At 62.5% G+C, this 24022-nt stretch carries 7 protein-coding genes, 1 other RNA gene and 1 pseudogene; 6 read left to right on the top strand and 3 right to left on the bottom strand.

The window, feature by feature from the left end; translation table 11 throughout:
* The first annotated feature begins 674 nt into the window (after nt 1–674).
* Nucleotides 675–1910, top strand: coding sequence for an EAL domain-containing protein (locus F3J24_RS22100; protein WP_167010713.1), 1236 nt, complete (start codon nt 675–677; stop codon nt 1908–1910).
* A gap of 455 nt (nt 1911–2365) precedes the next feature.
* Nucleotides 2366–2929: a hypothetical protein gene (locus F3J24_RS25025; RefSeq protein WP_240154436.1), complete on the top strand. Its 564-nt coding sequence runs from the start codon at nt 2366–2368 to the stop codon at nt 2927–2929.
* Between the two features lie 387 nt (nt 2930–3316).
* Here F3J24_RS25025 and F3J24_RS22110 read toward each other — a convergent pair whose 3' ends face one another.
* Entirely contained in the window at nt 3317–3823 is a 507-nt protein-coding gene (locus F3J24_RS22110; RefSeq protein ID WP_370527765.1) for a YbjN domain-containing protein, read from the bottom strand.
* Nucleotides 3824–3861: 38 nt separating this feature from the next.
* Nucleotides 3862–4800: a peptidylprolyl isomerase gene (locus tag F3J24_RS22115; protein ID WP_370527766.1), complete on the bottom strand. Its 939-nt coding sequence runs from the start codon at nt 4798–4800 to the stop codon at nt 3862–3864.
* Nucleotides 4801–5132: 332 nt separating this feature from the next.
* Between F3J24_RS22115 and F3J24_RS25225 the strand changes: the two are divergent.
* The 4 genes and pseudogenes from F3J24_RS25225 to F3J24_RS22130 all read left to right on the top strand — a co-directional run.
* A pseudogene (locus tag F3J24_RS25225) lies at nt 5133–5234 on the top strand (ESPR domain-containing protein); the annotation flags it as partial.
* Nucleotides 5235–5297: 63 nt separating this feature from the next.
* On the top strand, nt 5298–21527 hold the full coding sequence (locus F3J24_RS22120; protein WP_240154437.1) for an autotransporter-associated beta strand repeat-containing protein: 16230 nt from the start codon (nt 5298–5300) through the stop codon (nt 21525–21527).
* Between the two features lie 647 nt (nt 21528–22174).
* Nucleotides 22175–23581: a 30S ribosomal protein S12 methylthiotransferase RimO gene (gene rimO, locus F3J24_RS22125; protein WP_167010717.1), complete on the top strand. Its 1407-nt coding sequence runs from the start codon at nt 22175–22177 to the stop codon at nt 23579–23581.
* Nucleotides 23582–23600: 19 nt separating this feature from the next.
* Nucleotides 23601–23891 carry a hypothetical protein gene (locus F3J24_RS22130; RefSeq protein ID WP_167010719.1) on the top strand — a complete coding sequence of 97 codons (291 nt, stop codon included), beginning with the start codon at nt 23601–23603 and terminating at the stop codon, nt 23889–23891.
* Here the strand turns inward: F3J24_RS22130 and ffs are convergent.
* Nucleotides 23887–23982, bottom strand: an RNA gene (gene ffs, locus F3J24_RS22135) — signal recognition particle sRNA small type. The genes F3J24_RS22130 and ffs overlap by 5 nt on opposite strands.
* Nucleotides 23983–24022 lie beyond the last annotated feature (40 nt).

Below are 24022 nucleotides of genomic sequence, written 5' to 3' on the forward strand. Positions count from 1 at the left end.
TGGAGTGGCCAGGGCTGGGGGCATGTGCGCGCTCATTGCGGTAGGTAAGGCTTTACGAGGTCCCTGCGGGTCAACTCAGTGCAGCCTCGAGTGGTTGAGTGTGAGACATGCGGCTCTGACGCTGATCGTGGTGGCACCGGGAAAGCGCTTCATTGCGTCTTCAAGAGCGGCGCATGTGCTGGGGAAGAGGGCCGTGTAATAGGCTCCCGCCACTTTGATGATGCACCGTCTCATTGATCTCTCCTCGAACCCAAACAGTAATTAACTGGTTATCGGACTATTTGTATCAAACTGAAACATAATTTTGTAAAGTCTGTCGACCTTAATGCGGTCATTGGTTAGGCCCAGACTTTCTACCCTCAGATGCCCTGGGGAGCAGGGCGGCGATTTGGGCTGCATTGCGGTCCGTTGGTGGAGTGATGGAGAGGCTTGGAGATGGGCGTTTGATCGACGCCAGGTGACAGGACGATCAGGCCCGGCCTAGCGAAGAAAGCGTGTTTGTAGCAGTGGCTGGAATCGAGGCGGATTGCGGAGCTGCCGGGTTGATTGACATTTTTGCCACGCTCGCTGCTGAGAAACTGCCTGTACATCGAGGCTTATCGCTTCACATCGAATCCTGTTTTGTATTAAAAAGTGACAAGAATCATGTGAGTTGACTGTATGTAAGAGGGGGCATGCAGATGAACGATCTGGAGCTTGAAGGAAATCGCCATCTCAATCACTTGATGAGATCGGGTGTGTGCGCCGAAGGTGTTGATCGCATACTTCGTGCGGTTCGCAAGCACCTTGGAATGGATATCGCCTTTGTCTCGCACTTCGGAGCCGCTGATCGGGTGCTCAAGCACTTGGACAGTGTTTCGGGCGGGCCGCTTTTTCAAGGTCAGAGCATTCCCATGCAGGAGGGGTATTGCCTGAAGGTGGTCCATGGCGAGCTGCCCGAATGCATTCCGGACACCAGCCGGGTGCCGGCTGCTCAGCAGATTTCCGCAACCCATGCCATTCCAATTGGCTCCCATCTGAGTGTTCCCGTCCGGCTCACGGATGGGCAGGTCTACGGCACGCTTTGCTGCTTCAGCTTTCTCCCGAACCCCACTTTGGGCGAGCGTGACATGCAGTTGCTGCGCGCGTTCGCCGAGATCCTGGCTGACCGCATCGAAGAGCAGGCAGCAGAAGAGCGGATCAAGGCACAGTTGGTTGGCGAAGTGCGTTCCGCTTTGGCGCACGGCGATCCGAGAATGGTGTTCCAGCCGATCTGCAGTCTGCGCGACAAGGCCATCTGCGGCTTTGAGAGCCTTTCGCGTTTTGATGTCGAGCCCAGACATACGCCGGATTACTGGTTTGATGTGGCAGACAAGGCAGGACTCGGCGTTGATCTCGAATTACGCGCGATTGCAAAGGCACTTCCTGCACTGGAGCGACTGCCTGCCAGCAGCAGCGTCAGCGTCAACTGCTCGCCACAATTGCTGCTGAGCAGCAAGCTCCACCAACTGCTGGACGGTATGAATGATCTCTCCCGCCTGGTCCTGGAGATTACCGAGCATGCTGCGGTCAAGGATTACAAGGCACTTGCCGTTGGGCTGGAGCCCTATCGTCGCCGAGGCGCGAAACTGGCGGTTGACGATGCCGGCGCGGGCTATTCCAGCATGCGGCACATCCTCAATCTTGAGCCGGAAATCATCAAGCTGGATATGAGTCTTACCCACTCAATCGACACCGACGAGAAGCGGCGTGCGCTGGCCAGAGGGCTCATCAGCTTCGCGCATGAAATTGGAAGCCTCGTGATTGCCGAGGGCGTGGAGCGGCCGGAAGAGTTGGAAATGCTTCAGAGGCTTGGGGTGGATTGTGCTCAAGGGTACCTGCTTTCCAGGCCGCTTGAGATTGATGCAGCGGCTGTGTTTTCACTGCACTGACAGGCAGTGGCGGCTGCTCGACTGCCGCACAGTCTGAGTGCCGATGAACTTGCCAGTGGCTTGCTGGATCAACTGGCCCAGTGCACGTGCATTGGGCAGTATTTACCCCGCCTCATGCCCTTCTTGGCGGGGCCAGGGGAGTTTCTAGAGTCCTGGTGTGACGAAGGCGCCCCGATCTGTAACAGGCCTAGCGTAAACATCTATTCAGCGTTATCAGCTGCTGCTCACATACTGTTAAAAAATGTAAATCATAGAGGTGGAACTATGAAATGGCTGCTCGTCAGTTTCGCGTTCGTGGCGCTCACACTCTGCATGAGCTTTTTTGCATCAATCGTGGACGACCTTAGGAAGGCCAGCGACCAGAATTGATCTGGAGGCTGTTTCGGCTGCCCTCAGCAAAGGCATTTCCATGCGTTGACCGCGATCAGAACCCTCATGGTACCTGGTCGATTTTCATGGGTGCATCCAATATCGCGTTGGATTTTCCAAAGGCATTGCTGTTTCTCGACAGCCGTCTGATGAGCCCGAGGTGGATATTGTGGAGAGCGCTTTCAGCGCATTTGAGAAGGCTGCTGTGGCGGGCTGACGAAGGTAACCGGACCTGCGGCCAGCAGCCGATAGTTGACCCCTATAAATGCGTTCAACTATGCTTGTTGCATTTAGTCACATTACATTGGGAGGGCGCTTTGCCAAGTATTGAAGTTTTTGAAAAACTTACCGGTCGCAAATTTTCCAATGCAGAACTCTTGCACACCAAAGTGCTTGCTTTTCCTGAGGAAGGGAAAAAGAGGGTTGTCTACGGGCTGCTGGCCGAGGCCATAGAGATTGACTACTCCCAGAAGTCGCTTTCCGCGCTGGGTGAGCAAATCAAGCTGGCGCTGTGCAATATCGAGCGTGCTGTGCCTAAAGCTTTCGTGGGGCAGAACATTCGCTTGTACGAAGGCGGAAACCACCTTGACATTATCAATGATGGTGTTGGCAGCATGGGGTGGTTGATCGTGGAAGAGTATTCAATCTGATCGGCCAAAACCCTCTGGAGGCATCGCCAATGCTTTTCTGGCATTGAGGCACTTGGCGGGTCGGCGCTTGAACAGCATCGCTGAACGAGTAATGCTATCGCTTTCAGGAGCGGCAGTAGACAGTGGGCTGCGGTCAGATCTCGGAGTTGCAGAAAGGATTCTGCACTGACCATAAGAGATGGATTGACATGATTGCCCGGCTGGCCGCTCAGGCCGGGAGTAGGCATTCTGCTGGCAGCGCGAACAGGGATTCTCAAGCACTATATCTGACAGAGTGCGAATGCTGTGGAGTGTCTCTGCGACAAGACTAAATCCGGGTCGACGCCGGCGGGCGCTGATTCACTGACCTGCAAAGCGCTTATTGGCCGGCGTCGAATCGACTTTGCTTTATGCCGCAATCATGGCTTGTTGAGCGTCTTGCACAGCCTGCGTCTGAGTCGTTTGGGCCGTGAACGTACGCAAATGCTGAAAGAACTGGCCCATCATCTGGCTCCACACCTGCATCTGCATCGCCAAATGGTTTGGAGTAATCCCACCGGCAGCCAAGATATCCATTTCCAGCACGACATAGTCGCCATGTTGAGCGGCTCGAACAAAGCGCTTTGTTCGATGCCAGTCGGCCAGTACACCTTCGGGCAAGATGCCGCCCTCTATACGCAGCGGACAGTTCAGCGTCAGGTCCACATACTCGCCCTCGCTTACGGCGTTGCCCCACAGAACCTGGAAGCCGATGCCCTGGCTCGCGCTGTGCAGACGCACCACCCCGTCGACATTGACGGCTGTGACCGCACAGCCTGATGCCTTGATGGCTTCAGCGACCTGGTCGGAATTCATGGAGAACAGCAACTCCTCGTTGACGATAGAAGAGGGCTTAGCAGATTTGTTCGTGCTCACAGTCTGGTCCTAGTGAAATGTGGAATGAAAACTGGCGATCAGTTGATTTTCTGCAGCACTGCATTCAAGGCAGCGTTGTCAATGCTCACCTGGGAAGGGGGGGCAAGCTTGCTCAGATGCTCATTGATGAGCTCCTGTTGACGTTGTTCCCGCAATGCCGCCTGCAATGTGGGCTTAACTTCTTCAAAGCTTGCCGGGCGTGCAGCTTGCTTTGCCAGCAGCTTGAGTACATGGAAGCCTGAAGCGGATTGAACAGGTTCGCTAACCTGATTGGGCTGCATCGCTGCGATGACTTCGCGCGTCTCCGGCAGCAGTTGCGCAAGGGGTAAATTGCCGACTTCCCCACCTTGTGCTGCGCTGACAGCGTCTTGGGAATGTGTTTTGGCCAACGATGCAAAATCCCCTGAGCGGGCTTGTGCTGCAAGTTCCTTGGCTTTGTCGCGTACTGCGGCAATTGTTGCAGCATCGGCATTCGGGCCTACGGGTAGAAAGATCTGTGCCACCCGATAAGTTTCAGCCACGTTGAGCTGGGGCTTGGCGCGTTCATACGCGGCTTTGACATCGGCTTCACTGGGGTAATTTGCGGGCAGCTTCGCCACCGACGCTAGGTAGCTTGTACTGATCACGCGGGCGGTGACATCCTTGACGGCTGCATCGATGCGCGCCTTTACTTCTGGACGTTCTGCCCATTTCTTCTGCTGGGCTTCATGCAGCAGCGCTTCACCCGCCAGACGCTGACGCAGCCAGTTCTCCAACCCTTCACGATTGGCTTGGACCTTGACTCGCTCGCTTTCCGGCATGGCGCGCAAGAGTTGCTGGACTTCGGTAGACGAGATGGAGATGTTCCCCAACCTTGCCACGGCAGGCTCCAGCGGCTTTGCTGTGGTTGTTGCGGCTTGGGTCGGGGTGGTGCCCATCAGCATTGCCAGAGCCAGGCCCGCCACGTTGGGTAGCTTGTTGTGAGGCAGAAATTTCACAAATCACCTTTTATGAACTTGCTCCTCAAAGGCGAATACGGCCATTGAGGTGCATGAAAAAACAGTTCCAGCGTTATACCTAATATAAGGTTTCCAATTGTGTCAATGTGCGAAATTAATCGCAAGGCCGATTAGTGCCTTGAGACCGAATTTTCCAGATACGGCGCCCCATTTCATAGCCATCAAGAGAGGATTTTTAGCAACGAGATAGAAAATTGCTAATTTTAGAGGTTGTTTGGTTTTGTTACATCGTTTAGATTGTCCCCTGCACAAAGGTCAGAACGGGGGGCACCGCGGATGGCACGGCCCTAAGTCAAATTTGAAAGGCAGTTATGAATAAAACCTACCGATCAATTTGGAACCAGGCATTGGGGTCTTGGGTCGCAGCACCTGAAACAGCCCGTACTGGAGGCATTAAAGGCACTTCTGAAACGGGCAGCACATGCTCTCTGCCTCGACGTAGGCCCCTGTTCCGTTGGAAAGCCGTCACGACAGCCATGGCTATTGCCTGGGGAGCATCGGCGTCAATACCTGTTGCCCATGCTGCCTGTGATCCCTTCGCCGCCAACGGCATATCCAACTGCAGTGGCGTGATCACCACTGGCATCACGTCGCCGCTGAACAACCTCACGGTCAACGTGCTCACGGGCGCGCAGGTGAGCCCGGGCCTGGGGCAGACCACGGCGGTGAACCTGACGGGCAACAACGTGCGCTTCACCAACGCCGGCACGGTCGACCCTTCGCTGCTGGGGCTGGTCAGCATACTGACCTCCGGCGTGACCATCGGTAACGCCAACAACAGCAACGTCGTCATCTCCAACAGCGGGACCCTGAAGGGAACAGGCGACGTTCTCGGCGTGGGTATACCCCTGGCGGGGGTCACTGGCATGGCGCTGGCCGTGCGCAATGGTGCCAGTGGTACCACCACCATCACCAACACCGGTACCATCGGCTCCAACGCACTGCTCGGCCTGACCTTGCTGGCGCCGGATACCCCGGTCGTGACCCTCTATGGCGGTTCCCAGGCCAACTTCACCAACGCCTCGGGCGCCAACATCACCGGGCGGGTCGCCTTCCAGGCCAACGCCCTTGGCAATACCTTCACCAACGCCGGCACCCTGACCGGCAGCCTGTCCATGGGCACAGGCGGTGGCAACAACACCTTCAATGCGATCACCGGTTCCGTCGTGCAGAGCGGCGGTGGCGTGGGCGTGGCCCTGCCGATTCTTGGCCTGAGCGTCGCCTTCGCCGGTGCCGGCATCGTCGACGGGGGTGCCGGCGGCAGCAACACCCTCAACCTGCAGAACGGCTTGGACAACAGTGCCAACGGCAGCGGCAGCGTGTCTTCGGCCAATTACCAGAACTTCAGCAACCTGGTGGTCAGCGGCGGTACCTGGACGGTCCTGGGACCCTTACTCACCGGTACCACCAGTGTCCAGCTGAATGGCGGCATTGTCAGTTTCAACAACGCATCGGCCTTCGGCACCGGCGGTATCCTCGCCAACGGCGGTAGCCTGGCATCCCTGGACCCGAGCATCTCGCTGAGCAACCTGATCACCCTCGGCGCCAACGGCCTGAGCATATCGGGCAGCAACGCGCTGACCATCGCCAGCCAGATCACCGGCAGCGGTGCGCTGACCAAGACCGGTACCGGCACCCTGTTCCTGAGCAATGCCACCAACAACTTCACCGGTGGTGTAACGCTGGCCGGCGGTGCCATTTCGCTGGCCAACGCAGGTTCCCTGAGCAGCGGCACCCTGTCGGTGACCGGCGCGTCCAGCCTGCAGACCGGCGCGGCGATGACCCTGGCCAACACCATCAACCTCGGCGCGACGCTGGGCCTGGCCAATACCAACGCCCTGACCCTGTCCGGCAACCTCACCGGCGCCGGCGCGCTGAACAAGACCGGCAGCGGCGACGTCACCCTCAGCGGCACCAACAACTTCACCGGTGGCGTCAACCTTTCCGCCGGCAAGCTGATCCTCGGCAGCGTCGGCGCACTCGGCAGCGGCACCCTGAGCGTGTCCGGTGCCTCCGCCCTCGACACCACCAGCGCCCAGACCCTGAACAACAGCGTCAACCTGAGCAGCGGTGCGCTGACCCTGACCGGCAGCAACAACCTGACCCTTGGCGGTGTGATCAGCGGCACCGGCAGCCTGGTCAAGGCCGGCAGCAACACCCTGACCCTGGGCGGCGCCAACAACTTCAGCGGCGGCGTCACCCTGCAGGGCGGCACCCTGGCCGTCGGCAGCAACACTGCGCTGGGCACGGGCACCCTGACCGCCAACGTCGCCAACGCCACCCTGGATTCCACCGCTGCGGTCGCCCTGAACAACAATATCGCCCTCGGCACCCGCACCCTGACCTTGGCCGGCAACAATGCCACGACCCTGAGCGGCGCCATCAGCGGCAGCACCGGCGGCTTGATCAAGCAAGGCGCTGCCGACCTGACCCTGAGCGGTGGCAACACCTTCCTCGGTGGCGTCAGCCTGCAGGCCGGCAAACTGATCCTCGGCAGCGACAATGCCCTCGGTGGCGCCAGCAGCGTATTGACTGCCGCCGCCGGCACCACGCTGGACAGCGTTGGCGTGCGTACCCTGAACAATGCCGTGACCCTCGGCGGCAACGTCACCGTCGCCGGCAGCAGCGATCTCGCGCTCAGCGGGATCATCAGCGGTGCCGCGGGTGCGCTGACCAAGAACGGCAACGGTACCCTGACCCTCGCCGGCAACAACACCTTCCAGGGCGGTGTCGCGCTCAACGCCGGCACCCTGCTGGTCGGCAACAATGGCGCCCTGGGCAGCGGAACCCTGACGACTGCCGCCGGTACCACCCTGGGCGCGACGGGCACGGGCGTCACGCTCAACAACCTGGTCAACCTCAACGGCGACCTGACCCTCAACGGCCCCAACAACCTGAGCCTGAGTGGCGTGGTCAGCGGCACCGGCAACCTGATCAAGAACGGCAGCAGCATCGTCCAGCTGGCTGGCGCCAATACCTTCCAGGGCAACACCATCCTCAACGCCGGTACCCTGTACCTCGGCAACGCCGGCGCCCTGGGGCAGGGCAGCCTGATTGCCAACGCTGGCACCATTGACGCGCTCTCCGCCGTCGCCATCGCCAACGCCATTACCCTCAATGGCGCGTTGACGGTGGGCGGGTTGTCCAACATGACGCTGCAAGGCGTCATCGGTGGCACCGGCAGCCTGGTCAAGGGCGGCGCGGCCAACCTGACCCTGACCGGGGTGAACACCTACAGCGGTGGCACCAGCCTCAATGGCGGTACCCTGACCCTGGGCAATGCTGGTGCGATCGGTGCTGGCGACCTGACCGTCGGCGGTGGCGCCACCCTGGCCACCACCTCGGCCCTGACCCTGAACAACGCGGTGCACCTGAACGCCGGCCTGACCCTGGCCGGTAATAACGCCCTGACCCTCGGGGGGGTGATCGACGGCGCCAGCAGCCTGACCAAGACCGGCACCGGCATCCTGACCCTGAATGGCAGCAACACCTACGCCGGCGGTACCCTGCTCAATGGCGGTGGCCTGGTGCTCGGCTCCGGCACCGCGCTCGGCAGCGGCACCCTGAGCACCACGGCGGGCACCTCGCTGGACGCAAGCACTGCGCTGAGCCTGGCCAACAACCTCAGCCTCAGCGGCAACCTCAACCTACTGGGCAGCAACGACCTGACCCTGGGCGGCACCCTGAGCGGTACCGGCGGCCTGACCAAGACCGGCGTGGCCAGCGTGACCCTGAATGGCACCAACAACTACAGCGGCGCCACCAACCTCAATGGCGGCACCCTGGTGCTGGGCAGCAACACCGCATTGGGCAGCGGCGCCCTTAACGCGGCGGCCAGCACCACCCTGGATGCCAACACTGCGGTTGCGATCACCAACGCGGTCAACCTCGCCGGCACCCTCGGCATCGGCGGCAGCGCCAATCTGGCCCTGAATGGAACCGTCAGCGGCCTCGGTGGCCTGACCAAGAACGGTGCCGCGACCCTGACCCTGAACAGCGCCAACACCTACCAGGGCGGCACCACCCTGAACGCCGGCGGACTGCTGGTAGGCAACAGCCAGGCTCTGGGGACTGGCGCGCTCAACGTGGCGGGTGCCGCGACCTTGGACAGCACTGCCGCGGTCAACCTGGCCAATGCCGTCAACCTCGGCGCCAACCTGACCCTGGGCGGCAGCAATACCCTGACCCTCAGCGGTGTACTCAGCGGTGCTGGTGGCCTGGTCAAGAACGGCACCGCCGACCTGATCCTGACCGGCGCCAGCAACTACGCCGGCAACACCCTGCTCAACAGCGGCAAGCTGGTTCTCGGCAATGCCGGTGCACTGGGGCAGGGCGCCCTGGTCGCGGCAGACGCCACCACACTGGACACCCTCAGCGCGCTGACCCTGGCCAATGCGCTCACCCTGAACGGCGCGCTGACCCTCGCCGGCAGTACCGACCTGGCCCTGCAAGGCGCCATCGGCGGCAGCGGCAGCCTGATCAAGAACGGCAACGGCAACCTGACCCTGGGCGGCAACAACGCCTACGGCGGTGGCTCCACCCTGAACGCCGGCACCCTGACCGTCGCCAGCAACACCGCCCTGGGCAGCGGCGACCTGACAGTCGCCGGTGCCGCCAGCCTGGCCAGCACCGGCAACCAGTTGCTGACCAATGCCGTGCACCTGAACGCCGGCCTGACCCTCAACGGCAGCGCCAACCTGACTCTCAACGGCATCATCGACGGCGCCGCTGGTCTGACCAAGGGCGGCACCGGCACTGCGGTACTCAATAGCGCCAACACCTACAGCGGTGGCACCACCCTGAACGCCGGCACCCTGATGCTCGGTTCCAACACCGCGCTGGGCAGCGGCGCGGTCACTGTCAATGGCGGTTCGCTGGATGCCAACAAGGTGCTCAGCCTGGGTAACGCGCTGACCCTTAACGGCAACCTCGGCGTGCTGGGAAGCAGCGACCTGACCCTGGGCGGCAATATCACCGGTGTCGGTGGCGTGACCAAGTCCGGTGGCGCGACCCTGGTGCTCAACGGCAACAACAGCTACCAGGGCAACACCAACCTCAATGCCGGCCTGCTGGTGCTTGGCAGCAACACTGCGCTGGGCACGGGCATTCTCAATGCGGCGGCCAACACCTCGCTGGACGCCAACACCGCGGTCAGCATCGGCAACCAGGTCAACCTCGCCGGCAACACCCTGATCGGCGGCACCGCCAACCTGACCCTCAACGGCGTGGTCGCCGGGGCCGGCGGCCTGACCAAGAACGGCAATGCCAGCCTGATCCTCAATGGCGCCAACACCTACACGGGCGGCACCACCCTGGTGGGTGGCACCGTGGTGGTCGGTAATAGCCAGTCCATCGGCAGCGGCGCCTTGAATGTCACCGGCAACGCCAGCCTGGACAGCAGCACCGCGGTCAACCTGGCCAACCAGGTCAACCTGAGCAGTGCCCTGACCCTGGCGGGCAGCAACGACCTGACCCTGGGCGGCGTGGTCGCGGGTACCGGCAGCCTGATCAAAAACGGTCTCGGAACCCTGACCCTCAGCGGCGCCAACCTCTACAGCGGTGGCACCACCCTCAACGCCGGCACCCTGACCCTCGGTAATGCCGGCGCCCTCGGCAGCGGCAAGCTGACCGTGGGCGGCGCGGCCGGCCTGAACAGCACCTCACCGTTCGCCCTGGGCAACGCCATCACCCTGAATGCCAACCTGAACCTGGCGGGCGGCTCCGACCTGACCCTCAATGGCGTCATCGACGGCACCGCCGGCCTGGTCAAGAACGGCGCGGGCAACCTGACCCTGAACGGCGTCAACCTCTACACCGGCGGCACCACCCTGGCGGCCGGCAAGCTGACACTGGGCAATGCCGGCGCCATCGGCAGCGGCGCATTGAACGTGACCGGTGCCGCGACCCTGGACAACAGCGCGGCCTTCGCCCTAGGCAGCGCCATCGCCCTGGGGGGCGACCTGACCCTGGGCGGCAGCAACAACCTCAATCTCGGCGGCGTGATCAGCGGCACCGGCGGCCTGGTCAAGACCGGCCTGGCCGACCTGACCCTGGCCGGCGCCAACGCCTTCAGCGGTGCGCTGAACATTCTTTCCGGCAGCGTCACCACCGTCGGTACCGGCGCACTGGGCAACACCTCCGGCGTCAACGTCGGCGCGGGCGCGGCCCTCAACCTCGGTGCCAGTGCCGCCATCGGCGGCCTGAGCGGTGCGGGTGCGGTCAGTCTCGCTGGTGGCAGCAACCTCACCGTCGGCACCGGCAATGCCAGCAGCCTCTTCAGCGGCGGCCTGGCCGGCACCGGTGGCCTGATCAAGGTCGGCACCGGCAACATCGAACTGTCCGGGGTCAACACCCTGACCGGCAACACCCTGGTCAACGCAGGCGTGCTGACCGTCAGCGGCTCGCTGGCCAGCGGCCTGGTGACGGTCAACAACGGCGGTACCCTGACTGGCGGCGGCAGCCTGAGCGGAGCGCTCAGCGTGGTCGACGGCGGTCACCTGGCCCTCAACAGCGGCAGCAAGCTCAGCGTCGGCTCGCTGACTCTGAGCAACGCCGCCAACCTGGATGTCGGCCTCGGCTCGCCATCCACGGGCGGCAATGCGCTGATCAGCGTCGGCGGCAACCTGGCTCTCGACGGCACCCTGAACGTTAGCGACATCGGCGGCTTCGGCGCCGGTATTTACCGTCTGATCGACTACACCGGTGCCCTGACCAACAACGGCCTGGTGATCGGCACCCTGCCGACCGGCGTGGCCGCTGGCGACCTGGAACTACAGACCGCCATCGGCGCGCAGGTCAACTTGCTGGTTGGCGGCGCCAACGGCGCCGTGCTGTTCTGGGATGGCACCACCACCACCGGCGATGGCGTGATCCACGGCGGCAGCGGAACCTGGGACGCCACGACCACTAACTGGACTACCGTGAACGGCACCGGCAACCGCGACTGGAGCAGCAACTTCGCCGTGTTCCAGGGTACGGCGGGCACCGTGCTGGTCAATGGCACGCAGGCCATTACCGGCCTGCAGTTCGTCACTGACGGCTATGTCATCGGCGGCACCGGCCAGTTGCAGCTGATCAACAACGACACTGGCACCTCGACCTTCCGCGTCGACCCGACTGCGACCGCGACGATCAATGCCGGCCTCACCGGCGCTGGCCTGCTGAACAAGGTCGACATCGGTACCCTGGTGCTCAATGGCGCCAACAGCTACACCGGCGGTACCCAGCTCAATGGTGGCACCCTGGTGCTGGGTAACGACGCGGCCCTGGGTAGCGGAGGTTTGACCGCAGCCGACAACACCTCCCTGGACAGTAATACCGCAGTGACCCTGGGCAACGGCATCACCGCCCTCGGTACGTTCAACCTCGCCGGCAGCAATGCCCTGACCCTGAATGGCGTGATCAATGGCGGTCGCCTAGTCAAGAGTGGCGCGGGCCTGCTGACCCTGAACGGCGCCAATGGCTTCAGCGGTGGTACCACCCTGAATGCGGGCGGCCTGGTCCTGGGCAACAACCTCGCCCTCGGCACCGGTACCCTGCACGTGGCCGGTACCGGCACCAGCCTGGACAACAGCGCTGCGCTGACCCTGGCCAATGCCTTCGACCTGGCCCAGACCCTGACCCTCGGTGGCAGCAACGACCTGACCCTGAACAGCGTCGCCAGCGGTGCAGGCGGCCTGGTCAAGAACGGCACGGGCCTCCTGAGCCTGAACGGCGTCAACACCTACGCGGGCGGCACCACCCTGGCCGCAGGTGGCCTGGTGCTGGGTAACGCCGCTGCACTGGGTAGCGGTGCGCTGAATATCACCGGTGTTTCCAGCCTGGATGCCAGCAGCGCGGTCGCCCTCAACAATGCGATCAACCTAGGTGCCCTGCTGACCCTGCCGGGTACCGCCAACCTGACCCTGAATGGCGTGGTCGCCGGCAGCGGCAGCCTGACCAAGAACGGCGCGGGCAGCCTGACCCTGAACGGCACCAACACCTACACCGGCGGTACTACCCTCGCGGGCGGTACCCTGGTCGTCGGCAGCAATGCGGCCCTGGGCAGCGGAGCGCTCAACGCGAGCGCCGGCACCACCCTGGACAACAACACTGCGGTCAGCCTCGGCAATGCCATCAACCTGCTTGGCGCCCTGAACATCGCCGGCAGCAATAATCTGACCCTGAACGGCGTCGTCTCCGGCGCGGGCGGCCTGGTCAAGAATGGCGCCAGCATCCTGACCCTCAATGGCGTCAATACCAACACCGGCGACACCGCGCTGAACGCCGGCACCCTGGTGCTGGGCAATGCTTCTGCCCTGGGCAGCGGCGCCCTGAACGCGGCCGACGGCACCACCCTCGATGTATCGGGCAGCACCGTGCTGACCAATGCGTTGAACGTCGCTGGCAACCTGACCTTCGCCGGCAGCAACGACCTGACCCTGCTCGGCGTGGTCAATGGCGCCGGCGGCCTGACCAAGAACGGCAGCGGCAACCTGACACTGAGCGGTATCAACGGCTACCTGGGCAACACCAACCTCAACGGCGGCACCCTGACCCTGGGCAACAGCCTGTCCATGGGCACGGGCGCGCTGAATGTCGGTGCCGCCTCGACCCTGGTCAGCACCTCCGCGGTGACCCTGGGTAACCAGGTCAACCTCAGCGCCAACCTGACCCTCAACGGCAGCAACAACATCGGCCTCAATGGCGTGGTTGCAGGTGCGGGCGGCCTGGTTAAGACCGGCAGCGGCGTGGTCACCCTGAACGGTGCCAACACCTACCTGGGCGGCACCACGCTGGGCGCTGGCACCCTGATGCTGGGCAACAACACCGCGCTGGGCGGCGGCGCCCTGAGCGTCACCGGTGTCTCGACTCTGGACAGCAATGCCGCGGTCACCGTGGCCAATGCCATCGCCCTGGGCACTAACCTGACCGTGGCCGGCAGCAACGACCTCGGCCTGGCCGGCAACCTCAGCGGCAGCGGCCAATTGATCAAGAACGGCGCAAGCACCCTGACCCTCAGCGGCACCAACACCTACACCGGCGGCACCCAGCTCAACGCCGGCACCCTGGTGCTGGGCAACGCTGGCGCCATCGGCAGCGGCACCCTCACCGCGTCGGGCGGCACCCTGTCCAACAGCAGCGCGATGACCCTGGCCAACGCCCTGCAACTGACCGGCACCCTGACCCTGGCCGGTGCGCAGAACCTGGTGCTCAGCGGCACCATCGGCGGCAACGGTATCCTGCGCAAGACCGGCACCGCCGACCTGACCCTGACCGGGACCAACACCTACACCGGCGGCACCAACCTGCTCGGCGGTCGCCTGATCATCGGCAACAGCGGGGCGATCGGCAGCGGCGACCTGAGCGCGGCCAACAACACCGTGATCGACAACAGCGCCAGCGTGACCCTGGGCAACAACGTCCTGCTGCTGGGTGCCGTCGGTATCGGTGGCAGCAACGACCTGACCCTCAATGGCGTGGTCACAGGTCCCGGCAGCCTGGTCAAGAACGGTGCGGGTACCCTGACCCTCAGCGGCCCCAACACCTACCTGAGCGGCACCACCCTGAACGCCGGTACCCTGGCGGTGGGCAACAACTCTTCGCTGGGCGTCGGCAACCTGACCGTGGGCGGTGCATCCAGCCTGATCGCCAGCAGCCCTTCGATCACCGTGGCCAATGCCATCGGGCTGAATGCCAACCTGTCGTTGCCGGGGGCCAACAACCTGGCGCTCACCGGCGTCATCAGCGGCGCAGGGCAACTGGTCAAGTCCGGTACCGGCACCCTGACCCTCGGCGGCAGCAGCAACACCTTCACCGGTGGCGTGGCACTGAGTGGCGGCACCCTGGTGCTGGGCAACAACACGGCCCTGGGTAGCGGAGCGCTGGTGACCAGCGGTACTGCGACCGTGAATCTCAATGCCGTCGGGATCATGTCCAACGCGCTCACCGTGAATGGTGACACCACCATCGTGGTCAACAACCAGATGTCGCAGATGTATGGCCTGTTCAGTGGCACCGGCAATCTGACCAAGAGCGGCGTCGAAGAGTGGTACATCGAAGGCAACAACACCTTCACTGGCAACATCAACCTCGCCAACGGCAGCATCACCACCGGCACTGTCAATGCCTTGGGCAACCCGACCAACATCAACCTGGGCAGCGGCACCACGCTGAACATGGCCGGTAACAGCAGTCTCGGCGGCGTGACCGGTTCCGGCCTGCTCAACATCAACAATGGCACCGTTGTCTCCGTGGGCGGCACCAATACCGACAGCGTGTTCAACGGCACGCTCTGGAACGAGGGTACGTTGAACAAGGTAGGCACGGGCGTGCTGACCTACAGCGGCAGCTCGATCTACACCCCCAACCTCGTGGTCAGTGGCGGCACATTCAAGCTCGATGGCACCGCCAACCTGGGCAACGGTGGTGTCAGGACGATAACGGTCAACAGCGGCGGTACCCTCACCGGTATCGGTTCGACCGACCTCACCACCACCATCCTCAACGGCGGCCACCTGGCCGGCACCAGCGGCACACAACTGACCCTGGGCAACACGATCCTCAACCAGAACTCCAACATCGACGTCGCCCTGGGCTCGCCGCTGACCGGCAACAACGCGCTGTTCAACGTCAACGGCAACCTGACCCTCGATGGCGTGCTCAACGTCACCGACGCCGGCGCCTTCGGCAACGGTGTCTATCGCCTGTTCGACTACAGCGGTAGCCTGGTCAACAACATCCTCGACTACGGCACCCTGCCGAGCAACGTGCTCAGCACCGAGCTGACCCTGCAGACCGCCGCCCCGAACCAGGTCAACCTGATCGTCACCTCGCCGAACCTGATCATCCAGTTCTGGGATGGCGCCGATAACATCGCCGACGGCGCGATCAGCGGCGGTACCGGTGTGTGGAACGACACCAACACCAACTGGGCGTCCCAGGACGGCAACAGCAACGGCACCTGGGACAGCCAGTTCGCGGTGTTCATGGGCAGCGCCGGCACCGTCACCGTCGATGGCGCGCATGCGGTCAACGGCATGCAGTTCATGACCGATGGCTACCAACTGGTCAGCGGCACCGACGGTTCGCTGAACGTCTCCAATCGCAACGACGGCTACTTCTCGGTGCGTGTCGACCCGAACGTCACCGCGACCCTGGACCTCGACCTGAACGGCTCCGGCACCCTGCAGAAAGTCGACAGCGGCACCCTGGTGCTCAATGGCAACAACGGCTACACCGGCGGCACCATCCTGAGCGGCGGTACCCTGGTGGTCGGCAGCGACACTGCCCTGGGCGTCGGTACCCTGACCACTGCCACCGGCACCACGCTGGACAGCAACACGGCGGTGGCCCTGGCCAACAACATGGTCGTCACCGGCCAGCTGACCCTGCCGGGCAGCAACGACATGACTCTGAACGGCAACATCAGCGGCACCGGCAGCCTGCTCAAGGGCGGTGCCAGCCGCCTGACCCTGGGCGGCACCAACACCTTTACCGGCACGCTGGCACTCAATGCCGGTTCCCTGGTTCTGGCCTCGTCCGGTGCCCTGGGCAGCGCCGCGCTGAACGCCGCCAATGGCACCACTCTGGACAACAGCCTGGCCCTGAGTCTGAGCAATACAGTCAACGTGGCCGGCAACCTGACCGTCCTTGGCAGCAACGACCTGACGCTCAATGGCCTGGTCAACGGTGCCGGTCGCCTGGTCAAGCAAGGCGTGAGCCGCCTGGCCCTGAATGGCGTCAACGGCTTCACCGGCGGTGTCGACCTGCAGGCCGGTACCCTGAGCCTGGGCAACGCCTCGGCATTGGGCAGCGGCGCGCTGACCGTCAGTGGCACCTCGGCACTGGACACCAGCAGCGTGTTCGCCCTGGGCAATGCGATCCAGATGAACGCAGGCCTGACCCTGGCCGGCAGCAACGACCTGACCCTCAACGGCTTGATCAGTGGAGGCGCACGCCTGACCAAGAACGGTCTTGCCCGCCTGACTCTGAACGGTGCCAACACCTATAACGGCGGCACCACCATCAACAGCGGCGACCTGACCCTGGGCAACGCCCTGGCGCTGGGTACCGGTGGTGTCAGCATCACCGGTACCACCACGCTGGATACCAACTCGGCACTGGCCGTGCTCAACGACTTTGATGTCAGCGGCACCCTTTCGGTGGCCGGCAACAACAACCTGACCCTGAATGGCGTGCTCAGCGGCAACGGCACCCTGAACAAGAACGGCCCGGCTACCCTGACCTTGGGCGGCAGCAACACCTTCGCCGGTATCCTCAATATCTTCTCCGGCACCCTTCATACGAGCAATAGCGGTGCCCTCGGAAACCCGTCGCAGCTCAATCTGAGCAGCGGCGCCACGCTCGACCTGGGCGGCAGCATCACCCTTGGTCAACTGGTCGGCGGCGGTGACGTGAACATCGATTCCGGCGATACCCTTAGCATCAACGGCGGCACTTTCGCCGGTACCCTCAGCGGCACCGGGACGGTGGACAAGATCGGCACGGGCACTCTGACGCTCACGGGCACCAACACCCATACCGGCACCACCACGGTCACTGGTGGCAACCTGGTTGTCAATGGCAGCCTGGGCAGCAGCACCGTGAACGTCGCCAACGGCACCAGTCTGGCCGGTACCGGTAGCCTAAGCGGTGTCGTGACCGTCGCTGATGGCGGTAGTTTGAACCTGCAAAGTGGCAAAACGCTGAGTGTCGGCTCACTGGTGCTGAGCGATGCCTCGAACGTCAACGCCTCCCTGGGCGCCCCCCTGGCGGGTGCGCCGGCCTTGGTTGAGGTGGCGGGCAACGTGACCCTCGACGGCCAGCTCAACGTGACCGACATCGGCGGTTTCGGCGCCGGTGTCTATCGCCTGATGAGCTACGCCGGCATCCTGACTAACAACGGTCTGGTGGTGAACACTCTGCCTGGCACTGTGCAGGTCGGTGAAGTCTCGGTGCAGACCGCAGTCGCCAATCAAGTCAACTTGGTGGTGGGCGGTCTGAGCAACGTCTTGTTCTGGGACGGAAGCCAGATCGTCAGCAACGGTAGCATCGAAGGCGGCTATGGCGTCTGGGATGCCACCAACACCAACTGGACCACCGCTGACGGCAGCCTCAACCAGGGCTGGAACGGCACCTTTGCGGTGTTCCAGGGGGCTGGTGGCACCATCACTGTCAACGGTTCGCAGAATATCACCGGCCTGCAGTTCGCTTCCGACGGTTACACCCTCAACGGCGGCGTGGGTGGTCAGCTGTTGACCACTGCGGGCGTCACCAATATCCGTGTCGACAGCGGCAATACCGCAACCGTCGGCGTCGCGATCAATGGTGCAGGCATCCTGAGCAAGTTTGATGGTGGCACCCTCGTGCTCACCGGCGCCAACGGCTACACCGGCGGTACGGCGCTTAATGGCGGCACCTTGGTGGTAGGCGGTAACAGCGCACTGGGAACTGGCGACCTGACTGCAGCGGCCGGCACCACCCTGGACAGCAACACTGCCGTGACGCTGGCCAACAATACCGTGCTCAACGGCGGCCTGGTCATTGGCGGCAGCAATGCCCTGACCCTCAATGGCGTGGTCAGCGGCGGCGGCAGCCTGACCAAGAGCGGCAATGCCAACCTAACCCTGAACGGTATCAATACCTACGGCGGTGGTACCGTGCTCAATGGCGGCAGTGTGACCCTGGGCAACAACGGTGCTCTGGGCAGCGGCAACGTTAGCGTGACCGGCAACTCGATGCTGGACAGTACTGCGGCGTTGCAACTGACCAACAGCATCAACCTGGTGTCCCAGATGACGCTGGCCGGTAACCAGGACACCACCCTCAGCGGTGCCATATCCGGCAGCGGAAGTCTGGTCAAGAACGGTAACGCTTCGCTGATTCTGAGCGGCGCCAACAGCTATAGCGGTGGCACTGCCATCAACGCAGGCAGTGTGACTGGTGACACCACCAGCCTGCAAGGGGCGATTCTCAACAACGGCGCGCTGACCTTCCAGCAGAACACTGGTGGTACCTACAGCGGTAACCTGACGGGTTCGGGTACGTTGACCAAGACAGGCGCCGGCCAGTTGGTGCTCACCGGCAGCAGCGGCTTCACCGGCAATACCCTGGTCAGCGCCGGCAGCCTGGTCAACAACGGCACGCTGGCCAGCGCCAACGTGCAGGTCGCCAGCGGCGCCAGCCTTGGCGGCAGCGGGGCTTACAGCGGTACCGTGACCATCGCCGATGGCGCCACCCTGAGTGCAGGTACCGCCACCGCGCCGCTGTCGGTCGGCAACCTCAACCTGTCCTCGGGAAGCAACCTGAACTTCGCCCTAGGCGCTCCCGGTGGCTCCACCACCGTGGTATCGGTTGCTGGCAACCTGGTGCTGGATGGCACGCTGAACATCACCAATGCCGGCAACTTCGGCCAAGGTGTATATCAGCTGTTCACCTACGGCGGCAGCGTTACCGACAACGGTCTGGTCTACGGCACCTTGCCAAGCACCTTTGGAACGAGTGACCTGACACTACAACACGCCTTCGCCAACCAGATCAACCTGGTCGTGGATACCAGCGGTTTGCAGTTCTGGAATGGATACAAGACTAGCCCGGATGGCGCCATCGCTGGCGGAAGCGGCACCTGGGGCTCCAGCACCACCAACTGGACCAACTCCAGCGGCATCACCAGCGTTGGCTGGGACAGCAAGTTCGCGGTCTTTGGCGGTGCCAGCGGCACCGTCACCGTGGACGGCCAGCAGTCGTTCACCGGTATGCAGTTCCTGACCGATGGATACAACCTCGTCGCTGGAGCGGGCAGCGCGCTGGCACCGGTCAATGCAGTTGACGGCACCCTGGCCGCGGTACGCGTCAACGCCGGCACCACCGCCACGATCTCGGCGCCGCTGGTCGGCACTGGCGGTATCGAGAAGGTCGACTCCGGTACCCTTGTGCTGAGTGGCGCCAATACTTTCAGCGGTGGAGTCAAGCTCAAGCAAGGCCGTATCAATCTGGGCAATGCGCTGGGTCTGGGTACAGGCACACTGTCCATGGGGGATGGAACCACATTGGGTCTAGCCGCCAGCGGCATGACGATTGCCAACAATCTGCTGATGACTGGCACAAACAGCTCGGTGATCGATACCGGCATCAACAGCGCAGCTTGGGCGGGGGCTATCAGCGGTGCCGGCGTGCTGACCAAGCAAGGAACAGGGACGCTGACACTGACGGGCACTGCCAACAGATACACCGGCGTGACCGAAGTGGCTCAGGGAACTCTGCAAGCAGGTGCTGTCAATGCTTTCAGTGGCGCCTCTGCTCACACCGTAGCCAGTGGAGCCATGCTGGATCTGGCGGGCTACAACCAGACGCTGTCCAGTCTGAGCAATAGTGGTACGGTCAAGCTCAGCAGCAATAGCGGTGCCACACCGGGCACGGTACTCAAGGTCACAGGCCCCTACGTAGGCAATGGCGGCACGCTGGGTATCGCGACCGTGCTGGCTGCCGACGGCAGTGCAACAGACAAGCTGCTGCTGAGTGGCAGCAATGCTGTGGCCAGTGGCAACACCACCATCCAGATCACCAATGCCGGTGGCTTGGGGGCGCAGACCACCGGTTCAGGCATTCAGGTCGTCGGCACGGAGAACGGTGGCAGTCTGCAAGCCAACAGCTTTACTTTGGCAGGGGGGCATGTGGATGCGGGAGCCTACGAGTACCGCCTGACACAGAACTCTCAGGGGGCTGCTCTGCATTCGACGGCAAGCGGTTCGACCACGGCCTATCGTGCCGAAGTGCCGCTGTTGTCGGCCCTGCCCGCACAGCTGCGTCAGGCTGACATGGCCATGCTGGGTGACCTGCGCAAGCGCATGGGTGATGAAGGCACGCAAGCCACGACCAGTTCCGACACGGGCGCCAGCCGCCGTGTCTGGGGCCGGATTCTGCGCACTGATCCCAAGATCACCCAGCAAGGCACGGTCAGCCCGGAAAGCAGTGGTCACCTGACCGGCTTCCAGGCTGGTCTGGACCTCTATGCAGACCAGAGCATCAAGGCCGGTATCTATGTCGGTCAGCTCGAAGGCGACATGAGCGTCAAGGGCTTTGCCAGCGGTGTCGAGCGCCAGTACGTGGGCTTCAACAATCTGCGCACCCGCTATCTGGGTGTCTACGGCACCTGGCAGGACCAGTCGGGCCTGTATGCCGATGCTGTGCTGCAAGGCTCCGACTACCGCAGCGACCTGCGCACGGCCGGCGACACGGCCCAGGCCCGCACCAAGGGCAGCGGCTGGCTGGCGTCTTTGGAAATGGGCAAGGCCTTTGCTGTGACCTCCAACTGGCAGATCGAGCCCCAGGCGCAGATCATCTACCGCAAGCTCAGCATTGATGACACGGCGCTGAGCCTGGCCACGGTCAAGAACAAGGCCGACGATGACTGGACCGTGCGCCTGGGTGCCCGCATCAAGGGCAACTTTGCGACCGGTGCCGGCGTTCTGCAGCCCTATGGCCGCATCAATGTCTACAAGGCCAGCAACACCACCGATATCGCCAGCTTTGCAGCGCCCGGCGGAACCACCGACATCAAGGCCAGGGGGGGCTATACCGCGACTGAGATGGCCGCCGGCGCCAGCCTGCAGATCAACCCACGCACCAGTGTCTATGGTGAGTTGGGCAAGCTGTGGGCCAACGGTGGCGACAGCCGGGTCAAGAGCGGGGTGCAGGCTTCTATTGGTGTGAAGGTGCAGTGGTAATGTAGGCTGCAAGCCTGATGTCCTGATAAATCATGTAGGAGAGGAGAAAAGGCTCGCAGTCATCCTGCTGCGAGCCTTTCGCTTGTATGGCTGGCCTGCAGCGTAAAGCTGTCGTTGTCGCAGGTGCAGAAGTCACTGCAAGTCAGGCATAGAGGTCGAGGGTGGACGGCTGCGGATTGCTTGAAGTTCAAGGCTTGGAGGTCGGCCACAGCCCGAATGCGTCGGTGCCGAATCTTGAATCGGCTCACGCTCGGGGCCTTTTCTTGTTGGCTCTCAGCTGAGCAGCGCTCTCGGGCGTCCGAGTGGTCAGGATCGGGTCACCTCATAACTGAGCTGTGAGGATAAAGACCAGGAGGGCGTGAGCAGCCCGGATGCGTAGCTGGTAAAATCCGGCGATTGACCTGTTTGGGCCCGCGTCGATGTTTGACGAAGACAAGGGCTTTTGATTTGTTGGTCGTGAGTACACATCTCGCAGGACCCACCAGAATACAGGCGCTACAGCCATGGAAACTGTAGCGCCTTTTTCGTTTACCGGTTTTCTCATCGTGCGCTCAGCGGGCTCGAACCACAGAGTCGATTCTGCTGATCTGGCCGTTGAAATAAAATTGCTGCTTGGCGCGTAGACGCTGCGCTGCTGGAAAAATCAAATGAAATCAATCGACTCCGATAGCCCCACGCAAGCTGCTATCCCCAAAGTAGGCTTTGTTTCGCTAGGCTGCCCCAAGGCCTTGACTGATAGCGAGCTGATTCTCACGCAGCTCAGTGCCGAGGGTTACCAGACCTCCAAGACCTTTGAGGGCGCTGACCTGGTCATCGTCAATACCTGCGGCTTCATCGACGATGCCGTCAAGGAAAGCCTGGACACCATTGGCGAGGCTCTGGCTGCCAACGGTAAGGTGATCGTGACCGGCTGCCTGGGCGCCAAGGCTGGCAAGGAAGGCGGCTCCAGCATGGTGGCTGAAGTACACCCCAGTGTGCTTGCCGTCACCGGCCCCCATGCCACTCAGGAGGTGATGGACGCCGTGCACACCCACCTGCCCAAGCCGCACGATCCGTTCGTGGATCTGGTGCCCGGCAGCTTTGGCGACGCGGGCATCAAGCTCACACCCAAGCACTATGCCTATCTGAAGATTTCCGAAGGCTGCAACCATCGCTGCACTTTCTGCATCATCCCCAGCATGCGCGGCGATCTGGTCTCGCGTCCGATCGGCGATGTGCTCAAGGAGGCCAAGGCGCTGTTCGAAGGAGGCGTCAAGGAACTGCTGGTGATCAGCCAGGATACCTCGGCCTATGGCGTGGATGTGAAGTACCGCACCGGCTTCTGGGACGGCAAGCCGGTCAAGACCCGCATGCTGGAACTTGCTGACGAGCTGGGCAAGCTGGCGCAGCAGCACGGCGCCTGGGTGCGTCTGCACTATGTCTACCCCTATCCCACCGTGGATGCGGTCTTGCCCCTGATGGCCGAAGGCAAGATCCTGCCTTACTTGGACGTGCCCCTGCAGCACAGCCACCCCGATGTGCTCAAGCGCATGAAGCGACCCGCGTCGGGCGAAAAGAATCTGGACCGTATCCGCGAGTGGCGCAAGATCTGCCCCGAGCTGGTGATTCGCTCCACCTTCATTGCCGGTTTTCCCGGCGAGACCGAGGAAGAGTTTGAGCATCTGCTTAACTTCATTCGCGAAGCCGAGATCGACCGTGCCGGCTGCTTTGCCTACAGCCCCGTCGAAGGCGCCACCGCCAACGAACTTCCCGGCATGCTGCCCGAAGAGGTGCGCGAGGCGCGTCGTGCGCGCTTCATGGAAGTGGCCGAGGAAGTCTCCACCCAGCGTCTGCAGCGTCGCGTGGGCCAGGTCATGAAGGTGCTGGTGGACAAGGCCGTCAGTCTGGGCAAGAAGGGCGGTGTGGGCCGCACCTATGCCGATGCTCCCGAGATTGACGGTGTGGTGCATATCCAGCCGCCCGAAAAGGCCAGCAAGACCTACAAGGTGGGCGAGCTGATCAGCGTGCGCATTGTGGGCACGCAGGGACATGATCTGGTGGGCGTTCCGGTTTGAGCTTTCATGGCGTCCCAACATGGCGCCATGTCAGTCCGGTAAAAATGGAAAGGCCGCAATTGCAATTGCGGCCTTTTTTGCATCCGATTTCTTGGTGGCCGCTTTTGTCTGCCGAAGGCCTGCGGGAGACCTTGAAGCAATGGCGGGCTCAGGTTCGGCTTTGAACGGTGCGGCCTTCCCAAGCATGGGACGTCGATGCGAAACACTTATCCTGGACAAAGCGCCACAGCATGGTGTTGTTCATGGTGAAGAATGGCCTTTCTTGGAAGAGAGCCTCTTGTCTGTCAAAGAGGTTTCCATCGAAAGGTGACGAGCCTGATCTCGGCACTGTATCCACAGTTAGGGCTGCTTGGTTCCCCACCTGACCCGGTTGGCTGCTTCCCCATGCGAGGAGGCCCGTCACTCCCGATTATAGATGCAAAACCGACACAGTTCCGCGAG

The organism is Comamonas sp. Tr-654 (genome assembly GCF_011752915.1).
Classification (GTDB): Bacteria; Pseudomonadota; Gammaproteobacteria; order Burkholderiales; family Burkholderiaceae_C; genus Comamonas.